This is a genomic window from Prevotella sp. P4-119, assembly GCF_002251345.1.
GTDB lineage: Bacteria > Bacteroidota > Bacteroidia > Bacteroidales > Bacteroidaceae > Prevotella.
This window is the reverse complement of the sequence record NZ_NPJB01000088.1, coordinates 19,341-43,686: the sequence shown is the minus strand read 5'-3', so window position 1 is coordinate 43,686 and position 24,346 is coordinate 19,341. Positions and strand designations below refer to the sequence as shown.

Below are 24,346 nucleotides of genomic sequence, written 5' to 3'. Positions count from 1 at the left end.
GTGCATCGTGATAGAGAAAACGGGAACGAATATTACAATACGCTTACTTCTATTTCGGCAAAGAATGAAAATAAGAACGGGTGTGATAAATCATTCTTTTCCTCCACACCCGTTCTCTGTATTCCTGTCACATGATTATTTTCTTGTGGCGCGAATGAAATAGGTAATCAGTAGAATATATGCAACGAGCGAGAGGAGTTCGCTCAATGGGTTTGCCCACCATGCTGTATAGTCAAACTGCACACCACCGAAGCGCAACAGTGCACTGATGACTCCCATTAATGCACCACCAGCAATGAATCCTGAAGCGATGAGGTTGCCCTTTTCGCCACGTTCTTTATTCTCTTCTGCATTCATAGAACGTGATGTTACAAACCAATTGACAGCACCGCCAATCAGCAGTGGCACGTTGAGCTGTATGGGGATAAACATGCCCAATGCGAAAGCCAGTGCAGGAACTTTACACCAAGTGAGGATAATAGCCAGTATGGCACCGATGGCATAGAGAACCCAAGGCGCTCCTGTGCCTGTCATCAGCGGATCGATGACAGCAGCCATAGCATTTGCCTGAGGTGCAGCGAGTGCTCCTGATGCAAAACCGTATGTCTCGTTGAGTAGCATCATGACACCACCTACAGTTGCAGCACTTATCAGTGTACCGAGGAATTTCCACGTTTCCTGTTTACGAGGTTGTGTACCTGTCCAGTGTCCAATCTTCAGGTCGGTGATAAACGAACCTGCCATAGAGAGTGCTGTGCATACCACTCCGCCCATGATGAGTGCAGCCACCATACCGCCGGTGCCGCTCAGTCCTACAGCTACCATGACTACCGAAGCAAGTATCAATGTCATCAGTGTCATTCCTGATACAGGATTGCTACCCACAATGGCAATGGCATTAGCAGCTACGGTAGTGAAGAGGAACGCAATGATGGCAGTAAGAAGAATAGCTACTACGGCAAAGAGCAGTTTGCCGCCCATAACACCAAACCAGAAGAAGATGAAGGTGATGAGCAATGTAGCAATGGAAGCGATGGCGATGAAGCGTAAGGACAGATCGGCATCATTTTTTTGTTCTGTTGTTGGTTCGATATCTGTTGTTTTAGCGGTAGGTTTCATGCGTTTCACTGCGCCAATGATGATGTCGCGACTCTTGATAATACCTATGATGCCTGCCATGGCGATGGCACCGATACCTATCGATTTGCCATAGCTGGTGAATATTTCCTCTGGCGACATTGCACCTACTGCTGTAGTAATGGCAGGGTTCCATTGGTTGAGGACCTCGGTAGGGAAGAGTAGTGCCATTCCGGGCACTACCAACCACCATACAAAGAGTGATCCCAGTGTGATGATGAGTGCGTATCGGAAACCGATAATATAGCCCAAACCGAGAACTGCCGCCCCTGTATTGTTTTTGAATACGAGTTTAGCGCGGTCTGCCAAATCGCTACCGAATGGTATCATGCGGCTGGTTACATTCTCGTTCCACCATCCGAAGGTTGCCACGATAAAGTCGTAGAGACCGCCAATCAGTCCGGCCAACAGCAATGGGCGAGCCTGTGATCCACCTTTCTCTCCACTCTTTAAAACCTGTGTAGTGGCAGTAGCTTCAGGGAAAGGAAACTGTTCGGCAGGAGCTTCTACAAAGTATTTGCGGAAAGGAATAAGGAAAAGGATGCCGAGCACACCGCCCAATAGCGATGCAATGAAGATTTTCAGGAAGTCGGCTTCCATTCCAGGATACTTGGCCTGCAGGATATAGATGGCAGGCAAGGTGAAGATGGCACCAGCCACAACGGCTCCAGAACAGGCACCAATTGACTGGATAATGACGTTTTCGCGTAGTGCATTGTTGCGCTTGGCTGCTGTTGATACGCCCACGGCAATGATGGCGATGGGGATGGCTGCTTCAAAAACCTGTCCTACTTTCAGACCGAGATAGGCTGCGGCAGCCGAGAATAGTACAGCCATGAGTACACCCCAGGTGACAGACCATACGTTGACTTCGTTTTGTTGTTTCATATTATAATTTTAGTTTGATTCTGTTCATAGCTTCCTCCAAGCGTTTGCGCTGGCAAGCAATATTGACACGGACATAGCCACGACCACTTTCGGCGCCGTACATAGTGCCAGGATTGAGCCATACTTGAGCTTCGTCGAGCAGTCGTTGGCAGAGTGCATCAGTCTCCTCGCCACCAGCCGATACGTCAATCCATGGTAGATAGGTGCCTTCCAATCGGCATACTTTCCATTGCGGGATGTTGTTTTCCACAAACTGACAGAGCCATTGGTAGTTGCCCCAGAGGTATTCGTTGAGTTGGTCTATCCAGTCTTCGCTGTCGTTGTAGGCTGCCATAAGTGCCACATTGCCGAAGGGATTGATATCGCACACCTCATTGATATTAATAGCTCGGTTCAGTCTGCGTCGCCATTCGGGGTTGGCGCAAATTATGTTGGCAGTCTGTAGTCCGGCAATATTAAATGATTTGGATGGTGAATTCAGTATCACGCTGTTTTGCCGACAACTCTCGCTCACGGCAGCAAAAGGTTGGAATCGGTGTCCAGGCATGACAAGTTCGCAATGTATTTCATCGCTAATCACCTTCACATCGTGCTTCATGCAGATGGTATTGATACGCTCCAGTTCGTCTATAGTCCACACTCGTCCTGTTGGATTGTGTGGATTGCAGAGCAAAAGCATCGTAGTTTTCTCTTCTGCACAACGTTTTTCCAAGTCCTCCCAGTCTATTACAAACGTATCGTTGTGGCGCAACAACACGCTTTCTGATACCTGACAACCGTTGTTTCGGATTGATGAGAAGAAGCAATTGTAGTCTGGCGATAGCATCACCACTTGTTCGCCAGGCATGGTCAGTGCCTTGATAGCCACCGAAACGGCAGGTACTACACCAGTGGTATATAGAATTTCGTCGCGGTGGATAGTCCATTGGTGGCGTCTTGCAAACCATGAGATGACGGCATTATAGTAGTCATCTTCCACCAGAGTATAGCCGTAGATGCCCTGTTGTGCTCGTTTTACTACTGCTTCGACAATGGCAGGAGCTGCTTCGAAGTCCATATCAGCTACCCACAAGGGTATAACCTTGTCTGATGGAGCCTCGTCCCACTTTACACAGTGGGTGCCCCGGCGTTGTGTTGGTTTGTCAAAATCGTATTTCATAGGCTTTATAGCTTGCGAGTTTCTATTACACAGTTGTTAGGTTGCCGCACATTTTTGTCGATGGTGATGCTACCTATTGAGTCTGCCACGATGTGTCCCGACGTTGGATTTTTTATGTTTTCCACATGTCCGCGGATGTCTGCCTCTACTGTAGAATATTCGAAGATGCGGTCACATTCCGCATCGAAGGTACAGTTTTCGAGTTTGAGGTTATCCACATAGCAGAGCAGTTGTTCGCCTTTGAGGTGGCAGTTGACGAGGCGCACGTTCTTGGAGTGCCATGCCAGATACTCTCCATCGAGCTCAGAGTCATAGACCGTCACGTTCTCACACTCCCAGAATGAGTCTTTCGTGGTGATTTTAGCATGGTGTATTTCCACATTCTCGCAGTATTGGAAGATATATTTCGAGTCGCTCACCAGTCCGTCCACATAGATGTTGCGTGCAAACATAAAGGGGTATGTCCCATCGTGTAGTGTTACGTTTTTCAGTCGTACATCTTCTACGCGCCAAAAAGTTTCGTCGGCATCTGTAATCTCTACGTTTTCCAGCGTCACGTTTTTCATTTCGCGGAAGAATTTCGGACCGTCAATCTTGGTATCTGTCATTGTAAGATTGTCGGTGTACCAGATGGCAGAACGTGATCCTGGTGCAAAATAGCAATGGTCAATTTGTGCACCATCAACGTGCCACCAAGGATATTTTCCATAGAAGTGACATCCTGTTGCAGCGATATTGCTACATTGCTTGATACCACTCTCACCATCTATGATGGTCACGTTATCCAGTTGTAGGTCGTGTGTGGCGAACAATGGGCGTTCACCACCGAATTGTTTGTCTTTTATCAGTTTCATATGTAATCTTGTCGTAGCCCATCAACAGGGCATTTCTTTGTTTTATTCCGCAAAATTACGACTATTTTGTGGAAAATCCCTCTCCCTTTCCACTAATTTTTCTTTCTGTTAGGTATAATCGGAAATAAAGGTAGTTTTTCGGTCTTTGAGGTATCTCTATGTTTCTTCGTTCTGCATCAGAAAGCGGAATACCATATCGTGGCTTTTCTGTTTGAATCGGCTTCTGCGTTTACGCAGTGTAGGTTCTGATGTTTTGGTCATCATGGAGATGGTGGCATTGTTGCATCCGAGGAAGGTGAGGATAGCATATATACATTCGTCTTCGGTCAGTTCGGTGAACAATCTGCGAAGGTTTTGCAATGGTTCAATAAACACCTCCACCACACTATCAAGCAATGGCATGCGTTCTGGGTCTGACAGATATTGATGATCGGTGCGATATTTCAGTTGGTAGAGTCGCATGTATTCGGGTCGCATCTTAAACAAATCGCGTGCCACTGCCAATTGTTGTAAGCAGAGTGTATAGAGTTTTTCGTTGTTGGGCATTGTTTGCCCTACCTTGTTTTGACTTTCTTCCGCAGTCTGTTGTATTGTGTTTCGTTCGCGGTAGATTTGCAGTTTGAGGTTTTCCAAGCGTTTCTGTAAGCGCATGATACGTTTTTTGTTGCGGTGTGATACAAACATGATGGCAGCCCCCATAATCATCAGCACCACAACTACCATTACCATCCATTGCGTGCGTTGCAGTTTCAGTTGTGTGTTGTAGCGTTCTTGCTGATATTGCTCAGTCAAGTCGCGCATATCCTCATCGCGCCTTTGATTCCAATATTTGTCAAGATAGTTATACGATGTATCTGCAGCCACACATGCTGCTTCGTAGTTTCCTATGCTCCGTTCAGCCAAGAAGAGTCGTTGGTATAGTTTCGATCTTCCTTCTAAATCCTCTTTGGGAATATTGGCGATTGCCTTACGGGTGGCATCGATACACAGCGTCCATTGTTTCAAATACTGATAGCAGCGTGACTTATTATAATAATAGTGAAAATCATGGGCATCTATGTTGCGTGCATAACTGTATGACTTGTCGAAATAGGCGAGTGCTTCGTCAAACTTCTCCATGCTGAGTTTCAGTGCACCGAGGTTGTTGTATGCATTGTAAATGCCGTTGGAGTCGTTCATGGCAATGGCTTTGTCGAGTGCCTTATTGAAATAGGAGGTAGCCGAATCGTTCTTGTGTATGAGATAATAGGACGATCCCACTCTTGTGTATAGTTGTAAGTGAAGAGTGTCGTTGCGCATTGCCAGTGCGGTGTTGAGTCCGCGGTGTGCATATTCTATAGCTTTCTTGATGCGATCTTCCTCCCAATATACTTTCGACAGTAGTGCATAGGTGCGTGCCAGTAGCGGTGTAGGCTCGTTTTCGTCTTGCAGTTGCAAACTGCCAAGCAGCATTTCGCCAGCTTCGGTCCATTTGTGATCCTTCTTAATGAGTTGTTCGCTTTGCTGATATAGCATTTGTGCCTTTTCTGCCTTATTGCTACATGCCCCCATGGTGATGATGGCAAGGAGCATGATGATGAGTTTCAAATAGTGCATGTGTGATGTGTTTAGTGTTTATAGTGCATAGAAAGCATCCATTAGTGAGCGTTTGTAGTTTCTGCTCACCTTCAGTTCGTCGATGTCTTGCAGTGGCTCTTTGAGAAAACACTGCGACTCCTGTATCATTTTGACGTGTTCTATGTTGACAATATAGCTTTTGTGAATTTGTACGAAATCGGCAGAGTAGTCCAGTATAGTATCGCTATTGCTACGTGATCGTAGGCAGTAGATGTTGCCATCGCAGCAGATTACTTCCCATTGTTTCCTGTCTGTATTGAAGCGGAAGAAAGCCACCTCAGAAGCCTGCAATACAATATGTTCGCCCGTTGCGTTGATTACGATAATTGATTGACGGCGCTGTGGTGCAACTGTCTGCATGGTTGGTATTTCCGTCAGTTTGTTTTCGTAGTAGCGCATCATCAGCATTGCTACATCTTCTGGTGTGGGTGGTTTGAGCAAATAGTCGAAAGCCTGTAGATGAAGGGCATCTATCATATATTTTTCGTGGGCGGTATAAAACACCACTTTGGTATTTGGTTTTACCTGATGACGTATCTGTTGGCAGAATTCTATACCCGTCATGGATGGCATCTCTACATCGGTGAATATCAAGTCGGGTTGTAGTTCTATCACCTGTCCGACAGCCGTCGGCCCATCGTAGGCAGTACCTACCACTGTTACTGGGTGATTGCTTTCAAGTATTCGTTTCAACACTTCGACAGCCACGACGCTGTCATCAATGATGAATGCTCTGATATGTCGTTCCATATTAGTCATAAGCTCTTTTATAAAAGGTTATAGTAAGAAGTCGAAACTGTCGGGCACAGTAATCCACGAGCGGCATCCTGTTTCTCCGGCAGGCAGGTCTCGCCTGTTCATTATGCCGAAAGCAATCTTACTGTTGTTGTGGTCGTTGAGCATTTGTATGGTTTGTTGCACCACTTTCATACCGGTGTGCATCTGTTCTGTTGATGTAGGTCCCAGTCCCATGCCGTTGTCGAGCACTTCTATTTCAGTGCTGTCAGTTCCTTTTCTGTGTATTTTGATGAGTAGGTCACGATATTTGCCTTCCACTATTTTCTTGGGTCTCAGTCCGTGTTTGATAGCATTCTCTACATAGATTTGTACCACCATAGCAGGTATAAACACACGGTCTGTGTTCACGTTTTTTTCTTTTTCTATCTTGAAACGGAAGTCAGATTCCATCTGTTGTGACTCGATGCTGACGTAGTATTTGATGAAAGCCAGTTCTTCGCTGAGTGTTGTTTCCAGCATTTCGGTTTGTGCCAGTCCTCTTCTTAGCAGTTGTGTCAGCGATGACAGGTTTACCTTTTTTCCATTCATTTGTGCCAGCATTTCATGGTTGAGTGCGTTGAATATGAAGTGAGGCGATATGCGGTTACGTATGTTTTCCATGCGTAGCCTTACAATCTGTTGCCTTACTTTCAGATTGTGTAGTTGATGTTGTCGGTGTCGCAGATAAACCAATATGCCAAGCACGATGATGATGAGTGTGGCAATGAGGAATAGTCCCCATGCCAGCAGTCCCATGATATATTGTCGGTCAATGATGTGCTGTTGTTCGTCCAGCTTTCTATTGTGTTGGTATTGAAGCAGATTGGCATTCATGCGCATGGTCATGTTTGCCGTTTGTATTGAGTCATTGATGGCATCTTTTTGTTGGTGAACTGCATAAGCTTGGGGCATCATCTTAGCTGTGCGATACACCAGTTCTTCGATTTTGAGTCGTTGCACCACTGCCGCAGGCAGCATGTGCTTGGGTGTTGAGGCTTCAGCCATGCGTTTTAGTGCCCGGTCAGTATGTCCTTCTTTAAGGTCGAGCCCAATGCGCGATGTTTCGATATAGTAGCGCACAATATCGAATCCTGCCTGTTGGAAGAACGCGTCAGCCTCGTCGAGTGCCTGTCGGGCTTGTTCGGTGTGTCCCAGCCACACGTAGATTTCGCCCATATTGGCACGTGCAGTGTAGTAGTCCCATGCTTTGGTAGAGTCGCCTTTTACCAGTGTAGCAGCTTTTTTGAAATAGGGTAGAGCTTCGCTGTATCGTTGTTGCAGGTACAGATCATTACCTCTGTTATTGTAGAAGATGAATTGATCTGCTCTCTGCATCTCTGATACGTGTTGTTCGGCGCGTTTCCACCATTTGTTGCTATTCTCATAGTCTGCCAAGAAGGTATATACTGTAGCTATGCCCAACTCTACGGCAGTGTTGGCATTGGGGTTATTCATCGTGTCTGATAGTGCAAGTGCCTGCATATAGGCGTCGGCGCTATAGTCGAGTTTTCCCAATTGTCGGTAGTAATCGGCTTGGTTGGTTAGTGCAGACAGCATCAGTTGAGGGCGTGCGTTGATTTTTTTGAGTTGTTCTATGGCCTTGTTGTTATAGACCAGTCCAGAATCAGGTCGCCCCATGATGGCAGTATGCCACACCCCTTTAGCCAACAGCCATTCGGCTTGCAGCAGATTGAAGTCGCTGCCTCCACGTCCGGGCTTGCGAGCTTTGTGGTTACAACTGCTGATATACTGTTGTATGCGGTTCATGGTAACCTTCATGGAGTCAGTCTGCATGCGGGTGTAGTATAGTTTATTGCGCATAGAGAGCCAGAGGTAGTAGGCGTCGCTGTCTTTTGCTGCCATCAACTGTTGGTTGATGCATCGCGAGGCGTATGCCGTACGTCCCATACCTATCGAGTCTTCCACGTTTGTGCGCAGTGTTTCTTGTTGCTTTTCTTCTTGCACAACGTCGCATCCCGTCATCATGGCGAGTGCAAGCAAGCCCACTGTCACTGTTTTTAGTTTCCACATAGTTATTGCCAGGTTATGTTTATGTAACCGCAAAAGTAGGCATTTTTTCTGAAAAAACCATCATCTTTCTCGTATTTTTGTGTGCTATCACTTGATATTACAAGTTTGTTTCCATTCTTTCTACCTTTTGTCAGACACGGTGTCGCCGACGACAAATGATAATACCACAATCGATAAGTACTCATAGAACACGAAGGTAAGACCTACACCCGATTGGAAACATTCAAACGTATTGGCTAATCGCTCCCTATTGCATAGGAGTGAAACTATATTGCGATAGGCAGTGGGTATGTATGGTGTAGTGCCATTGACTCATTGTATGTGGCATGCAGTTATTTTGATTTTTTTAAAATAATCGAGCACCGAACACCCCGTTGCTCATTAGAGTACTGCTGCTAATGTCTTTTTTATATTGATGTGCAACCCATTATTCGATGTTTTTTTGTATATTTTTATTGTGGTTGTGAGAGTTATGAACAATTTTATCATAAGGGTGTTGCACGTTTGATAAAAGTATTATCCAACGTTTGATAAAGGTATTATCCAACGTTTGATAAAGGTATTATCCAACGTTTGATAAAAGTGTTATCCAACGTTTGATAAAGGTGTTTTCAACGTTTGATAAAAGTATTGTCTAATGTTCGACAAAGGTATTTTCCAATGTTGCCAAAGGTGTTTTCAAACGTTTGGCAAAAGTGTTGGCAATGTCGAAATGAAAACAAAGTGATTGTTGGTCAGTGGTCGAACGGTGGTCGAATGGTGGTCGAATTTCCCGATTTTTAGGAATCGACCACCCGGTGTAAGTGCCTGTAAGCGTGCGTTATATTGTAGAATGGTGGCCGAGTGGTCGAAAATTTTAAAGGCACGCGTGCGTGCGCATGTGTGCGCGTACATTATATTTAGAGATAAGCTAAATAAAAAAGCCTGTGAAGCAAAAACAAAGAAATTTATTTTTTTTAGTGTTTATGATGACAAACCGTGCAATGGTGCGTCATTATACTGAAATACTATATAGTTTGTACAACCTAAAATGAAATTTAAAGCAACCACCTTACACATGATGATATGTGTAGCCTTCATGATAATGACAAATGTCACAACGGCATTTGCACAGAAATATCGTGTGGCTGCATGCGACTGGATGATGCTGAAACGACAAAAGTTAGGAGAGTTTCAGCTTGCTAAAACCATTGGCGCTGATGGTATCGAGATGGATATGGGGCCATTAGGCAAACGACCGCAATTTGACAACAAACTCCGTGATCGTCATTTCCAGCAACTCTTCCGTCATACAGCCGATTCACTTGGTATCGAAGTGCCATCGGTAGCCATGTCTGGATTCTTTGCACAGAGTCTGATAACGCGCGACAACTGGCGCGACCTCGTAGCAGACTGTCTGAAAACCATGGACGTGATGGGTGCCAAGGTGGCATTCCTGCCATTGGGAGGCAGTGGCCGCGAGTGGCAGACGATGACAGGCGAACCCTATAACACACTTGTTGCACGTCTGCACGAAGCCGGAGAGATGGCACGCCGCGAAGGCAAAATTATCGCGCTGCGCACAGGAATGGATGCCCGCCACACCAAGCGGATGCTTGCCGATATTGATAGCAAGGGCGTGAAAGCCTACTTCAATCTTCAAGATGCCGTTGACCAAGGGCTCGACCCATCGACAGAATTGCGCATACTGGGCCGACGCCGCATCGCCCAGATCCATGCCTCGCTGACCGACAGCGTCACCCTCGACCGCGATACGCGAATCGATATGCCCGCAGTGAAACGCACCCTCGACCGCATGGGGTGGAGCGGATGGCTCGTAGTGGAGCGCAGTCGCGATGTAAGTCGTGTCAGAGACGTGAAGTATAACTTCTCCACCAATGTGGCATACCTCAAGAGACTGTTTCAAGAAAAAGAGACAATAAATAAAAACTAATTACTAACAAAATGATTTATTCTATGAACAAAAATCGAATCTTTACATCAGGTAAAATGTGTGCCATAGCCCTCGTAGGTGCTGGTGCGCTGATGCTTGCCTCATGTGCAGAAGACGGTTTCACAGAAGAGCAGTTCGTTAGCTCTGTTACCAACAGCAAGCTCACAAACCCAGAACTGACCTTCGGTTCGCAGGTCAATTCCGACGGAAGTGAGAGCGTCATTGTGAAATGGGAAACCGTGGCTGGTGCCGGTGGCTACGAGTATGAGGCTTACAATGTGGACGACCCCACAAAGCCAGTAGAACTCGCTAAGGGTACTGTAGATGGAACATCGTTCACATTCCCCAAAGCAGAGGACACCAACTACGAGGTGAAGGTCCACACCATGGGCAACACCCGATTGAACAATACCGAGGCCGATGCTCCTGAGGCAGTGAAGTACAGCACACTGGTGCCTGCCATCACTATTCCTGCCGGTCAGGATATTGCTGAATTCGTAGCTGCCAATATGCAGGACAGCGAAAATGAACAGGCCTTCGAGTTGGAAGCAGGCGGTCAATACACCTGCAACACCGCAGTAGATTTCAAAACCAACAAGATGACTTTGCGCGGTAACAAACTCGACCATGCCACTGTGGTGATGGGCGAGAAAGCTGCCATCTTCACTTCAGCACAGCTTAAAGTGAAGTTTATTAAATTCGACTGTAGCGCCATCAATCGTAAGGGTGGTGTCATCGAGATGTCACCAGAGCCTCCTGCATCATGTTCAGCCGAAGCCCAGAAGGTGGGTGCCGGTAAGAACGGTGGCAAACCAGCCGATGTCTATATCCTGCAAGATCCTATCGTCATCCAGGATTGCGCCTTCAAAAACGTATGTGACGGACTCTTTTCAGTGGGCGACTGCTCATGGGGTATCGCCGATGTGCGCGTGATGAATTGCGTGGTTCAGTTGAACAACGATGGTATGAAGAACTCCAACGGTGCCATCATCTGCGGATTCTCTAACGGCTTCAAGGCTCCAAGCGGTGGCTCATTCTGGTATGGTGGCATCAAGAGTATCACCATCAAGGAGAGCACCATCTACAACATTGTAAGCAACAGCAAGAACCGCATGTTCCGTTTCAATAACAAAGACTTGGATCGTGCATTCCCCACAGCCGACGGTAGCTGCACCATGATGGACAATACCTTCGTGCGCGTTTATGACAAGAAAGAGTTTGGTAACAACACTCCTAACCGCAAGGAGTATGTTATCACCTTCGATAACAATATCTTCTACGACTGTTTCCGTCTGCAAAAGTTCATTCAGGGCAACTGCACCAAGACCTTCCATCAGGAGCTGAACACCATTCAGGGCATTGCCAACTCAGTTGATGGCACCGACAAAGGCAAGTATGCAACAGAAGAAGAAATCGGTATCGATGTCGCTGAGACCAAGAAAGAACTCGACTTCACACAGCCCAACTACGGTATCAATTTCAAAGCCACAGGTGCTATCTCAAGTACTATTGGCGACCCACGTTGGAAGAACTAATCCATTAACGACCAAAAAATATAACTGAACACAGTATGAGAAAGTTTATTGCAAGAATATGTCTGGGTACGATGATGGCTTTTGCTGCCGCACCAGTCATGGCCCAGAACCAGACCGTTACGGGTAGCGTGGTCGATGAAAACGGCGAACCCGTCATCGGCGCATCCGTTATGGTGTCGGGCACCAAGACTGGTACGGTCACCGACGTCAACGGTACTTATAAAATCAATGTGCAGAAAGGACAAAAGGTTGTCATCTCTTATATCGGCTATCTGCCACAGACCGTATTGCCCGGAGGAAAGATCTCCCTGCAGGAAGACCGCCAAAGTCTTGACGAAGTGGTAGTAGTAGGTTATGGTGCACAGAAGAAAGCACACCTCACCGGATCAGTAGCCACAGTAGATATGAACGACGTGCAGGATATTGCTGCAGGCGGACTGGCTTCTACACTGAGCGGACTGGTTAACGGTATGTCGGTTAGTGGCGGTGATGCCCGTCCAGGCGAGCGCGCCACCATTAAGATACGTGATACCAACTCACTCGGTTCCGTGGGCGTCAGCGCACAGGAGCCTCTCTTCGTTATCGATGGTTATGTATATCCCAACGATATCAAGATTGGCAACAGCACCCAAAACCTCGGTGCTGAGGCATTCAATAACCTCGATCCCTCTGAAGTGGAGAGCATCTCTGTATTGAAAGACGCTTCTGCCGCCGTTTACGGCGCACGTGCTGCCAATGGTGTAATCCTCGTGACCACCAAAAAGGGTAAGATTGGCAAACCAACCATCAGCTATAGCGGAACCTTCGGTTTTACCGATGAGGTGGCTCGCCCCAAAATGCTGAGCACCTATAACTATGGTCGTCTCTACAATGCAGTGGCTGCCGCCGACCCCACCAACACTTCGCTCAACAAGACCACCGCACTCTTTCAGAAGGATGAGCTCGAGGCTATGAAGAATCTCAATTATGATTTGCTGGGCGACAACTGGGAGACAGGATTCACGCAGAAGCATTCTGCCAATATCAGCGGTGCCACGGAGCGTGTCAGTTACTTTGGAGGTATTTCTTACTTCACACAAGACGGTAACCTCGGACGCCTCGACTACAACCGCTGGAACTATCGCGCCGGCATCGACGTGAAGGTCAGCAAGTGGCTCGGTGCCAATCTGACCATCAGCGGCGACTATGGCAAAAAGAATACACCACTCGTGAAAGTGGGCGGTTCGGGCAATGAGAAAGACTATAACCTGCTGCTCACTCACCCAGGATATATTCCCGAATATGTCAACGGCATGCCTATGGCTGCCTATGGAGTCAGCAACTCGGAGGTGAACCAAAACCAGAACTATAACTTCTCGGTGCTGCAGAACAATGGCGACTACAGCCGTTCGATGAGCAACAACATGAACATCAACGCTGGCATCACCTACGACTTCGGATGGAGCAACATCCTCAAAGGACTGAAACTGAAGTTCTCTTACTCGAAGAGTATCAACAACACGAAGAACAACCAGTATGGTTCTCACTTCACACTCTATAAGATGAACCAACGCTATGGTAGCGGTCAGCACCTCTATACACCAACATCTGGCGATGAAGAGGGCTTCGACTATCTCGCCAATAGCAACTTCGTGGCTCTCGAAAGGGCCAACGGCGATATGCTCTACCGCACCATGACACGCACCGACAACTATCAGATGAACTTCACCGCAACCTATGCGCGTGACTTCGGACAGCATCATGTCAACGCGCTCTTCGCCATTGAGAAGTCGGAGGCCGAGAGTGAATACCTCGAAGGTCAGCGTCAGACTCCTTATCCCTTCACCACAGGTCAGTATAACTCGGCTAGCGGCGAACGCACCACGGTGTTCACCCGCAGTGAGAGCGGTACGATGTCGTACATCGGACGTATCAACTACGCTTATGCTGATAAATACCTCTTCGAATTCTTGCTCCGCTCTGACGCTTCTACTAAATTTGCTCCAGAAAACTATTGGGGAACATTCCCTGCAGTATCAGCAGGTTGGGTAATCAGCGAAGAGAAATGGTTCCAGAAAGCTGCATCTTGGGTTGACTTCCTCAAACTGCGTGCCAGCTGGGGTATGACCGGTCGTGACAACACCGCTGCTTGGCAGTGGATGCAGGTCTATGCACAGGATGCCAACAAGGGTATCATCTTCGGTACGGGTGCGAACATCGATTCGGGTAGCCGTATCACCATCAATAAAAACAACTCGGCCGTCAACCGCGACGTGCATTGGGACAAGTCCTACAAGACCAACATCGGTGTTGACTTCCAGGTGCTCAACAAGCGACTCGCCGTTTCTGCTGAATACTACAATGAGAAGAACCGCGAAATGCTGATGAACATCAAGCAGAGCGTGCCTTCTACCGTTGGTACTCAGAGTGCCGCTGTCAACCTCGGCGAGATGAACAGCTGGGGATGGGAGCTCAGCGTCAACTGGCGTGACAAGATTGGCAAGGACTTCAAATATCGCATTGGTCTCAACACTGGCTATCGCGACAATGAGGTCCTCGTGATGGACTGGGTGACTGGCAACTCACTGTATCGCCAAATTACCAAGGGACATCGCACCGACATGGGACTCTGGGGTATGCAGTGCATTGGCATGTTCCGTTCATTCCAGGACATCAACGAATACTTCGACATGTATATGAAGAAGGAAGACGGCAGCTATGGCACCTATATGGGCATGACCAAAGAACAGGTTCGCCCAGGTATGCTGATCTATAAGGATGTGCGTGGCGCATTGCAAGAGAACGGCACTTATGCTGGTCCCGACCACAACGTGGACGAGGAGCTCGATCAGGTGCAACTCTCCAACCGCACCAACCCTTATGGATTCACCATCAATGCCGGCGCTGAATGGAAGGGCATCTCGCTCACCGCTCAGTTTGGCGCAAGCTGGGGTGGCTACACCGTAGTGCCTTCGGCTGCTCTGAAACCCAACGGTAGCCTGGAATACTGCAACATGCCATCGTTCTGGAATCCCGACAACATGTTTGTATATCAGGATATCTATGATGGAAGCGGAAATCTGCTGATGGAAGCCAACCGCGACGCACAGTATCCTAACCTGGCTTATAGCAATGTGAATGCCGTGACCTCTTCGTTCTGGAGAGTGAGTGCTGCACGTGTGGCCCTCAACCGTCTGACCTTGGCTTATACCATTCCTTCAAGCCTCTACAAGAAATTTGGTATCAACAACATCCGTGTCAACGTGACGGGTCAGAACGTGCTCAACTTCTACAACCCCTATCCTGATAAGTTTATGAATCCTATGGCAGGCACTTACGGCAGCTATCCTAACCTCCGCAAGTGGACTGTTGGTGTCAACCTCTCGTTCTAATTCATTATTGGGACACATTATATATAATAGTATAAGAATATGAAAAAAACAATTAAATATTTCAGTTTCGGTCTGTTGACAGTGGCTGCTTTCTCGGCTTGTAGCGACTCGTTCCTTGAGGAAAAGAAGAACTACGACAATGTCAACAAGGACGTATATAACTATATCGAGGGTGCCAACGGCCGCCTCAATGACCTCTATGCTTGGTCGTTGCCACAGGTGAGCAACATCTCTTGGAAGTACCCCTCATGCGGCAATGCCGACGACGCTGCCAAATCTACAGAGGAATATAGCGGCTTCGGCGCATTCGTTGACCCGCAAAACGAACTATCGTCGACAACTACGGGTACCAGCGTACCCGACTATTTCAAGGGTTCGGACGGCAATATCCAGGAACTCTGCTATGGTCGTATTCGCAATATCAACGACTTTATCAAAAACATCAAAGAGTGCACACTCAGCGAGGATAATAAGAATATCATGCTCGGACAGGCTTACTTCCTCCGTGCCTGGTGCTACTACAACCTCGTGAAATGGTATGGTGGCGTGCCCCTCGTGACCGAACCACTCGATCCCGTGGAGACTTCGTTCACCAATCGTTCTTCGGCTGAGGCCAGCATCAACTTCATCCTTGAAGACTTGAAGCAGTCGGCTGAACTGCTTGAGGCTAAGACTACCAATGGCGGATGGGACTCAGACAACTGGGGACGCGTCACCACGGGTACGGCTCTAGCCCTGAAAGGCCGCGTGCTGCTGCTTTGGGCAAGTCCACTCTTCAACCGCGACAACGATGAAAGCCGTTGGACCAATGCCTACACCGAGATGAAGGCCGACCTCGCCAAGATCAATGCTTGTGGCTATGGCCTCTATCAAACCGCCAACAACGTGAATGGTAGCGACTTCGCCGCTCAGTTCACTCAGGTAGGACAAAACCCTGAGGCTGTCTTTGTGACACTCCACAACAACATCAAGGGCACAGGTGCCGACAACCAGAAGAATAACAATTGGGAGAACGGCATCCGTCCTAAGAATACTTGTGGCTCGGGCAAGAATGCTTCGGCTATGCTCGTAGATATGTTCCCCATGGCTGATGGTAAGATTCCTGAGGGCATGGAAACCTATACCAAACTGCCTACTTCCAAGTATACTTACGATGCCAACTATCCATTCATGGACCGCGACCCACGTTTCTATCGCACCTTCGCTATGCCTGGTTTCCGCTGGGCCTATAATGGCGATGCTTCGTCTGCCAATGCCAACAACCCATCGGATGGCAAGAACTATGTGCTTTGGAACTATGTGTGGTACACCACGCTCGACGACCAGGGCAATGCTGAAAGTGGCAACTCTTATGGTGCCGACAACTTGCTCGCTAGCCGTCAGGGCATCTACGTGCGCAAAAAGAGTGATGACCTCGATGTCAATCCTTCTGCTCTCTACACCTACAATCCTACACAGTCTGGCAATGGCGCGCCCTTCCATTCAGCAGCACAGCTCATCGAACTGCGCTATGCTGAGGTGCTGCTCAACCTCGCTGAGGTGGCTTGCGGTGCCGGTCAGTTGAACGATGCTGTGGGCTATGTCAATCAGGTGCGTCAGCGTGCTGGCGTTCCCGCCTATGATCTGCCAGGCGATCAGGCCACTTGCATGAGCGAAATCCTCTATGAGCGCCAGGTGGAGTTTGCCTATGAGGGTAAGCGCTTCGACGACATGCGTCGCTGGTTGCTCTTCGATGGTGGTGCAAACTTCGCCTCTATCGGTGCCAAGGTGCTGAAAGGATGGGGTGGCAATACCTGCACATGGCTCGGCTTCAAGCCTTTCAACGGTCAGCGTCGTGAGAACATGGAGTTCCGTACTGCTGATAAGTATGGCGTCGGCAAAACCACCTATGACTCGGATCCTCTGGTGAAGGCTGGCGTGACGCGTCCTGCTGGCGTTGACTTGCGCAACGACCTGACCGACCAGTTGGAGACGCTGAAGTCATGGTATGGCGACAACCTCGTGCGCAAACTGAAGAAGGGCGACGCCCGTGAGACCAATGGTGAGTCGACAAAGGTGGATCTCTATACCAACTTCCGTGCGAAGTACTACTTCCTTGGCTTCTCGTCGGCTATCTCAGAAAAGAATATCGGTTTGCCCCAAACCATTGGATGGGAAGACGCTAATAACGGTGGTGCGATGGGTACGTTTGACCCGCTGACTGCTGAATAATCTGAAACAAACATATCAAAAGGAATCCCTTGCATCATCGGTGCAAGGGATTCCTTTTTTTGAGGAGCGGGCTAAGTTTTCTAGAAAACCTATTCCCTATAGAAACCTCAGCCCATCAGCCCCCGCCCATCTCCTCAGAAAAAAATCCTGTGATAAATAGGTACATTTCTTTAAACCTTTCGTCATTATTATAGTCGAATACCACAGCCAACTACAATAAAATCTACATAAGAAACAATGAAACACTCTGTTTTGATGGCTGCAATGGCAGCCACTCTGCTGTTTCCTGCAACAGCCAAAGCCCAGTATCCACAGATCACACAGGAAGCAAAAAAACTGATTGACTCTTTGGAGAATAAGTGGCAAGCCCATAGCGACTCAGCTTGGGCAGTAGCATTCCCCATCGTGGTGAAAGAGGCACAGGAAGGAAAACCCTATGTGCCTTGGGCTTCGCGTCCATACGACCTTCGTCAGGCAAAAATCCCCGCTTTCCCCGGAGCTGAGGGAGGCGGTATGTACACCTTTGGTGGCCGTGGCGGAAAGGTATTGACTGTCACCAATCTCAATGACGATGGTCCCGGATCGTTCCGTTGGGCATGTGAACAGGGCGGTGCACGCATCGTTGTATTCAACGTATCGGGCATCATCCGTCTGAAATCCCCCATCTTTGTACGTGCGCCATATATCACTATTGCCGGACAGACTGCTCCTGGTGAAGGTGTCATTATTGCTGGCGAGTCGTTTCAGGTGGATACCCACGATGTTATCGTGCGCCACATGCGCTTCCGTAGAGGTGAAACTCTGGTATGGCATCGCGAGGATTCCTTCGGTGGAAACCCTGTGGGCAATATTATGATCGACCACTGTTCATGTGAATGGGGACTGGATGAGAATATTTCATTCTATCGCCACATGTTTGACATGAAGGATGGAAAACCCAAACGAAAGGTGCCTACAGTTAATGTTACCATTCAGAACACCATCTCTGCTAAAGCACTTGATACATGGAACCATGCTTTTGGTTCTACCATCGGTGGCGAAAATGCCACATTTATGCGCAACCTTTGGGCAGATAATACTGGACGTAACCCAAGTATAGGATGGGGCGGTGTGTTCAACTTCGTCAACAACGTGGTTTATAACTGGGTACACCGTACTGCTGATGGAGGTGAGTTTACTACCATGTCCAACTTCATCAACAACTATTATAAACCAGGTCCTCTCACTCCGAAAAACTCACCAGTGGGCCACCGCATTGTAAAATCGGAGAGCCGTAGCGTCAATCTCTTCCCCTTTAAGCAGTTTGGACGTGTGTATGCTACTGGCAATATCATGGAAGGATATGATGAAGTGACGCGCAACAACTGGAATGGTGGCATACAGACTGCCGACAAGGATGGTGATATTGATGCTACAGAACTCGCTCTGATGCGTAGCAACGAACCTTTCGAAATGCCATTTGTCAACATCATGGGTGCAGAGAAAGCCTTCGACTGGGTATTGTCAAATGCTGGAGCTACTATTCCCTCACGTGATATCGTCGATCAGCGTATCTGTGATGAGGTGCGTACCGGACAGGCATACTTCGTGGAGAAGTATGAGAAGAAAGTAAAAGACAATCCCTATGGCGACATGTGGGGACTACACGATAAGTCGAAAAACGAACAGGGATTCTTCAAACATCGTCGTCTTCAGCAGGACAGTTACAAACAAGGTGTCATTACTGATCCCCGTCAGATGGGTGGCTATCCTGAATATAAGGCTTGGACACCATGGGTAGATACCGATGGCGACGGTATGCCTGATGAGTGGGAAATTGCCAACGGATTGAATCCTAACGATCCTTCTGACGCTAACGGTGACTGCAATGGCGATGGATACACCAATATAGAAAAGTACATCAATGGCATCGATCCCAAGAGCAAAGTGGATTGGCGTAATCTCAATAACAACTACGATACACTTGCTGCCAAGGGTAAACTGATGTAATACAAGGTATTGACAATGATGAAAACCATGATAAAATGTGCAACTATCGTATGCTTTCTGTTCTTCTCTGCTATTTCGGCAATAGCTCAAGTGGCGCTGAAGAGCGAAGGCCGCGATGCGCAATATGTGGAGACTATCAAGGCACGATCGCAGAAAATAGTGAATGGTCTTAAGCTCGCCGATGCCCAACAGGCTGAGAATGTATGCCATATCATAGCTAACCGTTACTTCCTGCTCAACGATATCCACGAGACTTGTGCACAGCAAAAACGCTTTGCCAAAGACTCGGTGGCTGATTCCAAGCAGCGTCAGCATATTATAGAATGTGCAGAACGCAGTCGAGATGCAGAACTCTACAAGCATCATTTCGAGTTTACAGCAGCTCTTTCGCTCTATCTTAACGATAGTCAGGTAGAGGCGGTGAAAGATGGAATGACCTATGGCGTGGTGCCCAAAACATATCAGGCACACCTTGAAATGATACCATCACTCAAGGATGAAGAGAAAACACAGATTCTGGCATGGTTGAAAGAGGCACGCGAATTTGCCATGGATGCCGAAAATTCTAATAAGAAGCATGGTTGGTTTGGCAAATACAAAGGGCGCATTAACAATTGGCTCACAGCAAGAGGATATAATCTGAAAGCTGAACGTGAGGCATGGTACAAACGCATAGAACAACAAAAGAAAACAGAAAAATGATGAAAAAGGGATTCTTACAACTCCTTTTCCTACTTATGGTAATTCCATCGGCAGCCCAAGTGTTGCCGATGGATTACTCGTATTGTGGGTATGAACGTTCGGAACAGCCGATTCCTGATGCTGCCGTGAAGGTCTATGTGCAACCTACAGGTGGTGATGATGCTCCGTTGATTCAACAGGCCATTGACATGGTAAGTCGGCAGAAACCCGATGCTCGATTGGGTGTCCGTGGTGCGGTATTGTTGGGAGACGGTGTCTTTAACCTTGCCACTCCATTACGCATAGGAACCAGTGGCGTGGTGCTTCGTGGAAGTGGTCGCGACCGCACCATTCTGCGCAAGACAGGATACGACAGGGGAGCGCTACTCTATATCGAAGGACAGCCCCAGCGCATCTATGGAGATACTGTTGATGTGGAAAATACGCCTGCTGGCGCTATATCCATAGGTGTTAAGTCATTACCCAAAACATGGACTACTGGCACCCGACTCCTTGTATGGCGGCCTTCTACTGCAGATTGGATTCGCTCACTCGGTTGCGAATCGTTTGGCGGAGGCCAGCGGATGGGGTATTGGGCATGGCATCCTGGGGATATTGATCTGCGTTGGAATCGCCGTATCATGTCGTATAAGGGCAATACACTGGCGCTCGACGCTCCCGTAACCCTCTCGATAGAACAACGGTGGGGCGGGGCTAAGGCTGTTGCCTATACCCAACCAGGGCTCCTTGAACGTTGCGGCGTAGAGAATCTTACACTTGAATCTGATTACGACCGCACCTTGCCGAAAGATGAAAACCACTGTTGGGATGGCGTATCAATTACTGATGCTGAGAATTGCTGGGTACGTATGGTCACCTTCCGACATTTTGCAGGTTCTTCGGTTGTCGTAGGTCGCAGCGCTTCTCAGGTCACTGTTGAAGACTGCAAGTCATTGGCTCCTGTGTCAGAGATTGGTGGTTTACGTCGTCGCACCTATTTAGTATTGGGCGAAAAAACACTCTTTCAGCGTTGTTATTCCGAATATGGCATCAACGACTATGCTGCCGGACATACTGCTCCAGGTCCCAATGCCTTTGTACAGTGTGACAGTTGGCAATCGTATGGTCCCAGTGGCAGTATCTCTTCCATGGCGCCAGGTCTGTTGTTTGACCTTGTCAACATTGATGGCAACGATCTTTTGTTCCGTAATCTGGAGTTGGAGAAGTTTGGTGCAGGCTGGAATACCGCCAATAGCACGCTTTGGCAGTGTACGGCTGCAGGTTTGTTCTGCTATTCACCTGATACGCTGAATCGCAATTATTCAATTGGTTGTTGGGGACAGATAGTAGGCAATGGTGAGTATTCCAAGATGAACGAACATGTCAAACCCTACAGTGCGTATCGTGACCAATTATTGAAACGCCTAACTACCGATCGGGATGAGATAGATAAACGATGCCGTGTGTTGGAGCGAAATACTATTGCAAGCAGTTCGCCTACTATGGAAGTGGCGATGAAAATGTCGGCAGAAGCCCTGTTGCCACGTACTACGATGGAGGCTTGGATTGATTCCGCACATTTTGAAGCAGACATTACACCGATTAAACCTTTGGTCTGTAAATCTCCGAAACCATCGGTACAGAATCCGTCAGTCTATGCCCTAACCAATGGTTGGATTACCAAAAATGGTGCTGTATTGGTTGGGCAGAAGCATCAAACGCCTTGGTGGTCTGGTCGCACGATAAGTAGTTTCCTGCCTAAAGCCAAAGCTGCACTCACTCGTTTCGTACCTGGCGAAGAAGGTACTGGTCTCACCGACCGTGTGGATAGTGTGGTAGAAACCATGAAAAAATCGCACACAGTAATATTCAGCCAAAACTATGGTCTATGGACTGACCGCCGACGCGATGACCATGAACGCATCCGTCGTAAGAATGGTGACGTATGGGCACCGTTCTTTGAACAGCCTTTTGCCCGTAGCGGACAAGGTACAGCATGGGATGGATTGTCGCTCTACGATTTGACCAAACCTAATCTGTGGTATTTCTATCGTCTTCGTCAGTTTGCTGAAAAATCGCAAGACATAGGTATCCTACTCAAAAACCAACACTATTTTCAGCACAATATCTTGGAGGCTGGTGCCCATTGGGTTGATTGTCCATGGCGTACTGCCAATAATGTGAACCATACACCATTCTTGGAACCCGTCAATTTTACAGGTGACAAGCGTATCTTCACCGCTCAACTTTTCTACGATACTACCAACGAAAGCCTCCGTCCGCTTCATCGGCAATATATCCGTCAGATGCTTGATGCTTTCAAAGGACAGTCTAATGTGGTACATTCCATTGGTGAGGAATTTACCGGTCCCCTGCCATTTGTGCGCTTCTGGCTCGATGTGGTTGCTGAATGGGAAACAGAAAATGGTCGCACTTTGGTGGCACTGGCTGTCACAAAGGATGTGCAGGATAGTATTCTGAACGATCCTATACGCTCAAAAATTGTCGATATCATCGACATCGAACAATGGTACAACCATCAAAAAGGACAATATGCACCGCCGGGTGGTATGAATATGGCACCACGCCAGTATATGCGTAAAATCCGTGGTGGTAGTGTGCGTTTTGATGACGTGTATCGTGCCGTAGCGGAATATCGCACCAGCTATCCTGATAAAGCAGTCATCTATTCCGCCCAAAAGTATCTTGAAATGGGCTGGGCAGCTTTGATGGCAGGTGGTTCATGTGCTAATGTTCCGGTGAATGATAAGATGTTTTTGCGTGACATAACCTCGATGAAACCGCAGAAAATTGACGACAACTACCTGTTGCAAGGTGATTGTGGCTATGTGGTATATAAGACAACCAGTACACCATTGAGTCTGCCGCTTGCCAGTTCTTCTACCTATAAATATATGCAGATAGATGCGAAAACTGGCGATATCACCGAGAAAGGAATGGTGCGACGGCAAATAGAGTTTACCGAGCGAGGTTTATACTGGATTCGTAAAAAATGACTTAAATAATGGGAAAAATCGGTATTTCACGATTTTTCCCATTTTCTTATTTGTTTTTTCGGTTGATATAAATCAATTCTTCTTAACTTTGTCATCAGAAAACAAACAAACTACTACACACATATACTACCTAACAACGATGACTACAGAAACGCAAAGAGCGCGTACTCAGACGCTCCTCACCGAATTCAGCAAGGGCAGCGATGCAGCCTTTGCCGAGTTGTACGAAATGTATGTACAACCTTTATATACTTATGGATTGCGCATGACACATAATGAAGAGTTGCTGAAAGATTGCATTCAGGAAGTTTTCCTTAAGGTATATAGTAAACGAAGCGAGCAGACAGTTATTAAGAATTTTGCCTCTTATCTGGTCATCTCTATGAAGAACCGTCTCCTTGACGCCTTTCGTCATCAGTCATTTTGCAGCGACAATGAAGTAGAGTGTTATGCAGGACGAGCAGCTGACTGCGATGTGGAACAAGGATACTTATTGATCGAAGACGAACAGATGCAATTTCAACAAGTGGCAGCATTGATGCAATGTCTCACACCGCGACAGCGTGAAGCCATCACCCTTTACTATTTGGAAGGTCGTAAATATCCTGAGGTGTGTGAGCGTATGCAGATGAACTACCATTCAGTACGTAACTTGATGCACCGTGGTATGTTGAAATTGCGCGAATCAGCAGGTGTCTTACAGACTATTCAGTGATGACAACAGATGTGCCTATACGTCATTAGAAAAAGACGAGGCACGTGAAAAAGCACTATTATACCCAGGTTGATGAGTTTTTGTGTGATGATGATTTCATCCGCTACGTACTCGACCGCGACACATCGATGGTTTCCCGATGGGAAACCTATATTACTGCGCCCTATCGTGCCCATCATGCATTTCTCACCGCATGCGATATTTTGATGCATCTTGATGATTGTTCACTCCTCAGCAGTGAGGAAACTGCTAGATTGAAAGAGCGAATTTTTCTCTCTTTGGGAAAGAAGTCTCGATAGCGTATTTGTCATGCAGTTCTGACATGTGCTTTTTTTATTTGCCTCTTACTACTATTCTATCTTGTCCTATGCCCTTAGGATAGTCCAAGTATGCTGTGTATAGATGATGACATAACGTGTACTCGTGCGTCC

Annotated in this window: 14 protein-coding genes and 1 pseudogene; 9 read left to right on the top strand and 6 right to left on the bottom strand. The window is 47.5% G+C overall.

The genetic code is table 11. The features are described 5' to 3' along the window. Positions 1-135: 135 nt before the first annotated feature. The 6 genes and pseudogenes from CIK89_RS11360 to CIK89_RS11335 form a co-directional block, all read right to left on the bottom strand. Positions 136-2,010, bottom strand: a pseudogene (locus tag CIK89_RS11360) (OPT family oligopeptide transporter); the annotation flags it as partial. A 16-nt stretch (positions 2,011-2,026) separates the two neighbouring features. After that, positions 2,027-3,184, bottom strand: coding sequence for a MalY/PatB family protein (locus CIK89_RS11355; RefSeq protein WP_094391479.1), 1,158 nt, complete (start codon positions 3,182-3,184; stop codon positions 2,027-2,029). 5 nt (positions 3,185-3,189) lie between these two features. Continuing rightward, the gene (locus CIK89_RS11350) at positions 3,190-4,038 is read right to left on the bottom strand and encodes a DUF3737 family protein (RefSeq protein ID WP_094391478.1); all 849 of its coding nucleotides are present in this window, start codon (positions 4,036-4,038) and stop codon (positions 3,190-3,192) included. Positions 4,039-4,194: 156 nt separating this feature from the next. Continuing rightward, on the bottom strand, positions 4,195-5,634 hold the full coding sequence (locus tag CIK89_RS11345) for a tetratricopeptide repeat protein (protein ID WP_094391477.1): 1,440 nt from the start codon (positions 5,632-5,634) through the stop codon (positions 4,195-4,197). 18 nt (positions 5,635-5,652) lie between these two features. Continuing rightward, complete coding sequence (locus tag CIK89_RS11340) at positions 5,653-6,405, bottom strand: LytTR family DNA-binding domain-containing protein (protein ID WP_158215022.1); 753 nt, start codon at positions 6,403-6,405, stop codon at positions 5,653-5,655. 27 nt (positions 6,406-6,432) lie between these two features. Beyond that, positions 6,433-8,463, bottom strand: coding sequence for a histidine kinase (locus tag CIK89_RS11335; RefSeq protein ID WP_094391475.1), 2,031 nt, complete (start codon positions 8,461-8,463; stop codon positions 6,433-6,435). Between the two features lie 1,030 nt (positions 8,464-9,493). Between CIK89_RS11335 and CIK89_RS11330 the strand changes: the two genes are divergently transcribed. The 9 genes from CIK89_RS11330 (at position 9,494) to CIK89_RS11290 (ending at position 24,214) form a co-directional block, all read left to right on the top strand. Next, positions 9,494-10,396, top strand: coding sequence for a sugar phosphate isomerase/epimerase family protein (locus tag CIK89_RS11330; RefSeq protein WP_094391474.1), 903 nt, complete (start codon positions 9,494-9,496; stop codon positions 10,394-10,396). Between the two features lie 23 nt (positions 10,397-10,419). Further along, on the top strand, positions 10,420-11,931 hold the full coding sequence (locus CIK89_RS11325; protein WP_158215021.1) for a DUF4992 family lipoprotein: 1,512 nt from the start codon (positions 10,420-10,422) through the stop codon (positions 11,929-11,931). 35 nt (positions 11,932-11,966) lie between these two features. Next, on the top strand, positions 11,967-15,302 hold the full coding sequence (locus tag CIK89_RS11320) for a TonB-dependent receptor (RefSeq protein ID WP_254046677.1): 3,336 nt from the start codon (positions 11,967-11,969) through the stop codon (positions 15,300-15,302). Positions 15,303-15,341: 39 nt separating this feature from the next. Beyond that, positions 15,342-17,513 (top strand): RagB/SusD family nutrient uptake outer membrane protein, encoded by a 2,172-nt coding sequence (locus CIK89_RS11315; RefSeq protein WP_094391471.1) that lies wholly within the window; start codon positions 15,342-15,344, stop codon positions 17,511-17,513. Positions 17,514-17,750: 237 nt separating this feature from the next. Further along, complete coding sequence (locus tag CIK89_RS11310; protein WP_094391470.1) at positions 17,751-19,502, top strand: polysaccharide lyase; 1,752 nt, start codon at positions 17,751-17,753, stop codon at positions 19,500-19,502. A 27-nt stretch (positions 19,503-19,529) separates the two neighbouring features. Then, positions 19,530-20,204, top strand: a complete 675-nt coding sequence (locus CIK89_RS11305) for a DUF3826 domain-containing protein (protein WP_094391564.1) — start codon at positions 19,530-19,532, stop codon at positions 20,202-20,204. Next, on the top strand, positions 20,201-23,200 hold the full coding sequence (locus CIK89_RS11300; protein WP_254046676.1) for a DUF6298 domain-containing protein: 3,000 nt from the start codon (positions 20,201-20,203) through the stop codon (positions 23,198-23,200). The genes CIK89_RS11305 and CIK89_RS11300 overlap by 4 nt, the downstream gene beginning before the upstream one ends. A gap of 139 nt (positions 23,201-23,339) precedes the next feature. Beyond that, entirely contained in the window at positions 23,340-23,915 is a 576-nt protein-coding gene (locus CIK89_RS11295) for an RNA polymerase sigma factor (protein WP_094391469.1), read from the top strand. Positions 23,916-23,959: 44 nt separating this feature from the next. Then, on the top strand, positions 23,960-24,214 hold the full coding sequence (locus CIK89_RS11290) for a hypothetical protein (protein WP_094391468.1): 255 nt from the start codon (positions 23,960-23,962) through the stop codon (positions 24,212-24,214). The last annotated feature ends 132 nt before the right edge of the window (positions 24,215-24,346 follow it).

Excerpts from the sequence above, each read along its gene's own strand:
- CIK89_RS11355 (WP_094391479.1), bottom strand. The coding sequence starts at position 3,184 with ATGAAATACGATTTTGACAAACCAACACAACGCCGGGGCACCCACTGT.
- CIK89_RS11350 (WP_094391478.1), bottom strand. The coding sequence starts at position 4,038 with ATGAAACTGATAAAAGACAAACAATTCGGTGGTGAACGCCCATTGTTC.
- CIK89_RS11345 (WP_094391477.1), bottom strand. The coding sequence starts at position 5,634 with ATGCACTATTTGAAACTCATCATCATGCTCCTTGCCATCATCACCATG.
- CIK89_RS11340 (WP_158215022.1), bottom strand. The coding sequence starts at position 6,405 with ATGGAACGACATATCAGAGCATTCATCATTGATGACAGCGTCGTGGCT.
- CIK89_RS11335 (WP_094391475.1), bottom strand. The coding sequence starts at position 8,463 with ATGTGGAAACTAAAAACAGTGACAGTGGGCTTGCTTGCACTCGCCATG.
- CIK89_RS11330 (WP_094391474.1), top strand. The coding sequence starts at position 9,494 with ATGAAATTTAAAGCAACCACCTTACACATGATGATATGTGTAGCCTTC.
- CIK89_RS11325 (WP_158215021.1), top strand. The coding sequence starts at position 10,420 with ATGAACAAAAATCGAATCTTTACATCAGGTAAAATGTGTGCCATAGCC.
- CIK89_RS11320 (WP_254046677.1), top strand. The coding sequence starts at position 11,967 with ATGAGAAAGTTTATTGCAAGAATATGTCTGGGTACGATGATGGCTTTT.
- CIK89_RS11315 (WP_094391471.1), top strand. The coding sequence starts at position 15,342 with ATGAAAAAAACAATTAAATATTTCAGTTTCGGTCTGTTGACAGTGGCT.
- CIK89_RS11310 (WP_094391470.1), top strand. The coding sequence starts at position 17,751 with ATGAAACACTCTGTTTTGATGGCTGCAATGGCAGCCACTCTGCTGTTT.
- CIK89_RS11305 (WP_094391564.1), top strand. The coding sequence starts at position 19,530 with ATGATAAAATGTGCAACTATCGTATGCTTTCTGTTCTTCTCTGCTATT.
- CIK89_RS11300 (WP_254046676.1), top strand. The coding sequence starts at position 20,201 with ATGATGAAAAAGGGATTCTTACAACTCCTTTTCCTACTTATGGTAATT.
- CIK89_RS11295 (WP_094391469.1), top strand. The coding sequence starts at position 23,340 with ATGACTACAGAAACGCAAAGAGCGCGTACTCAGACGCTCCTCACCGAA.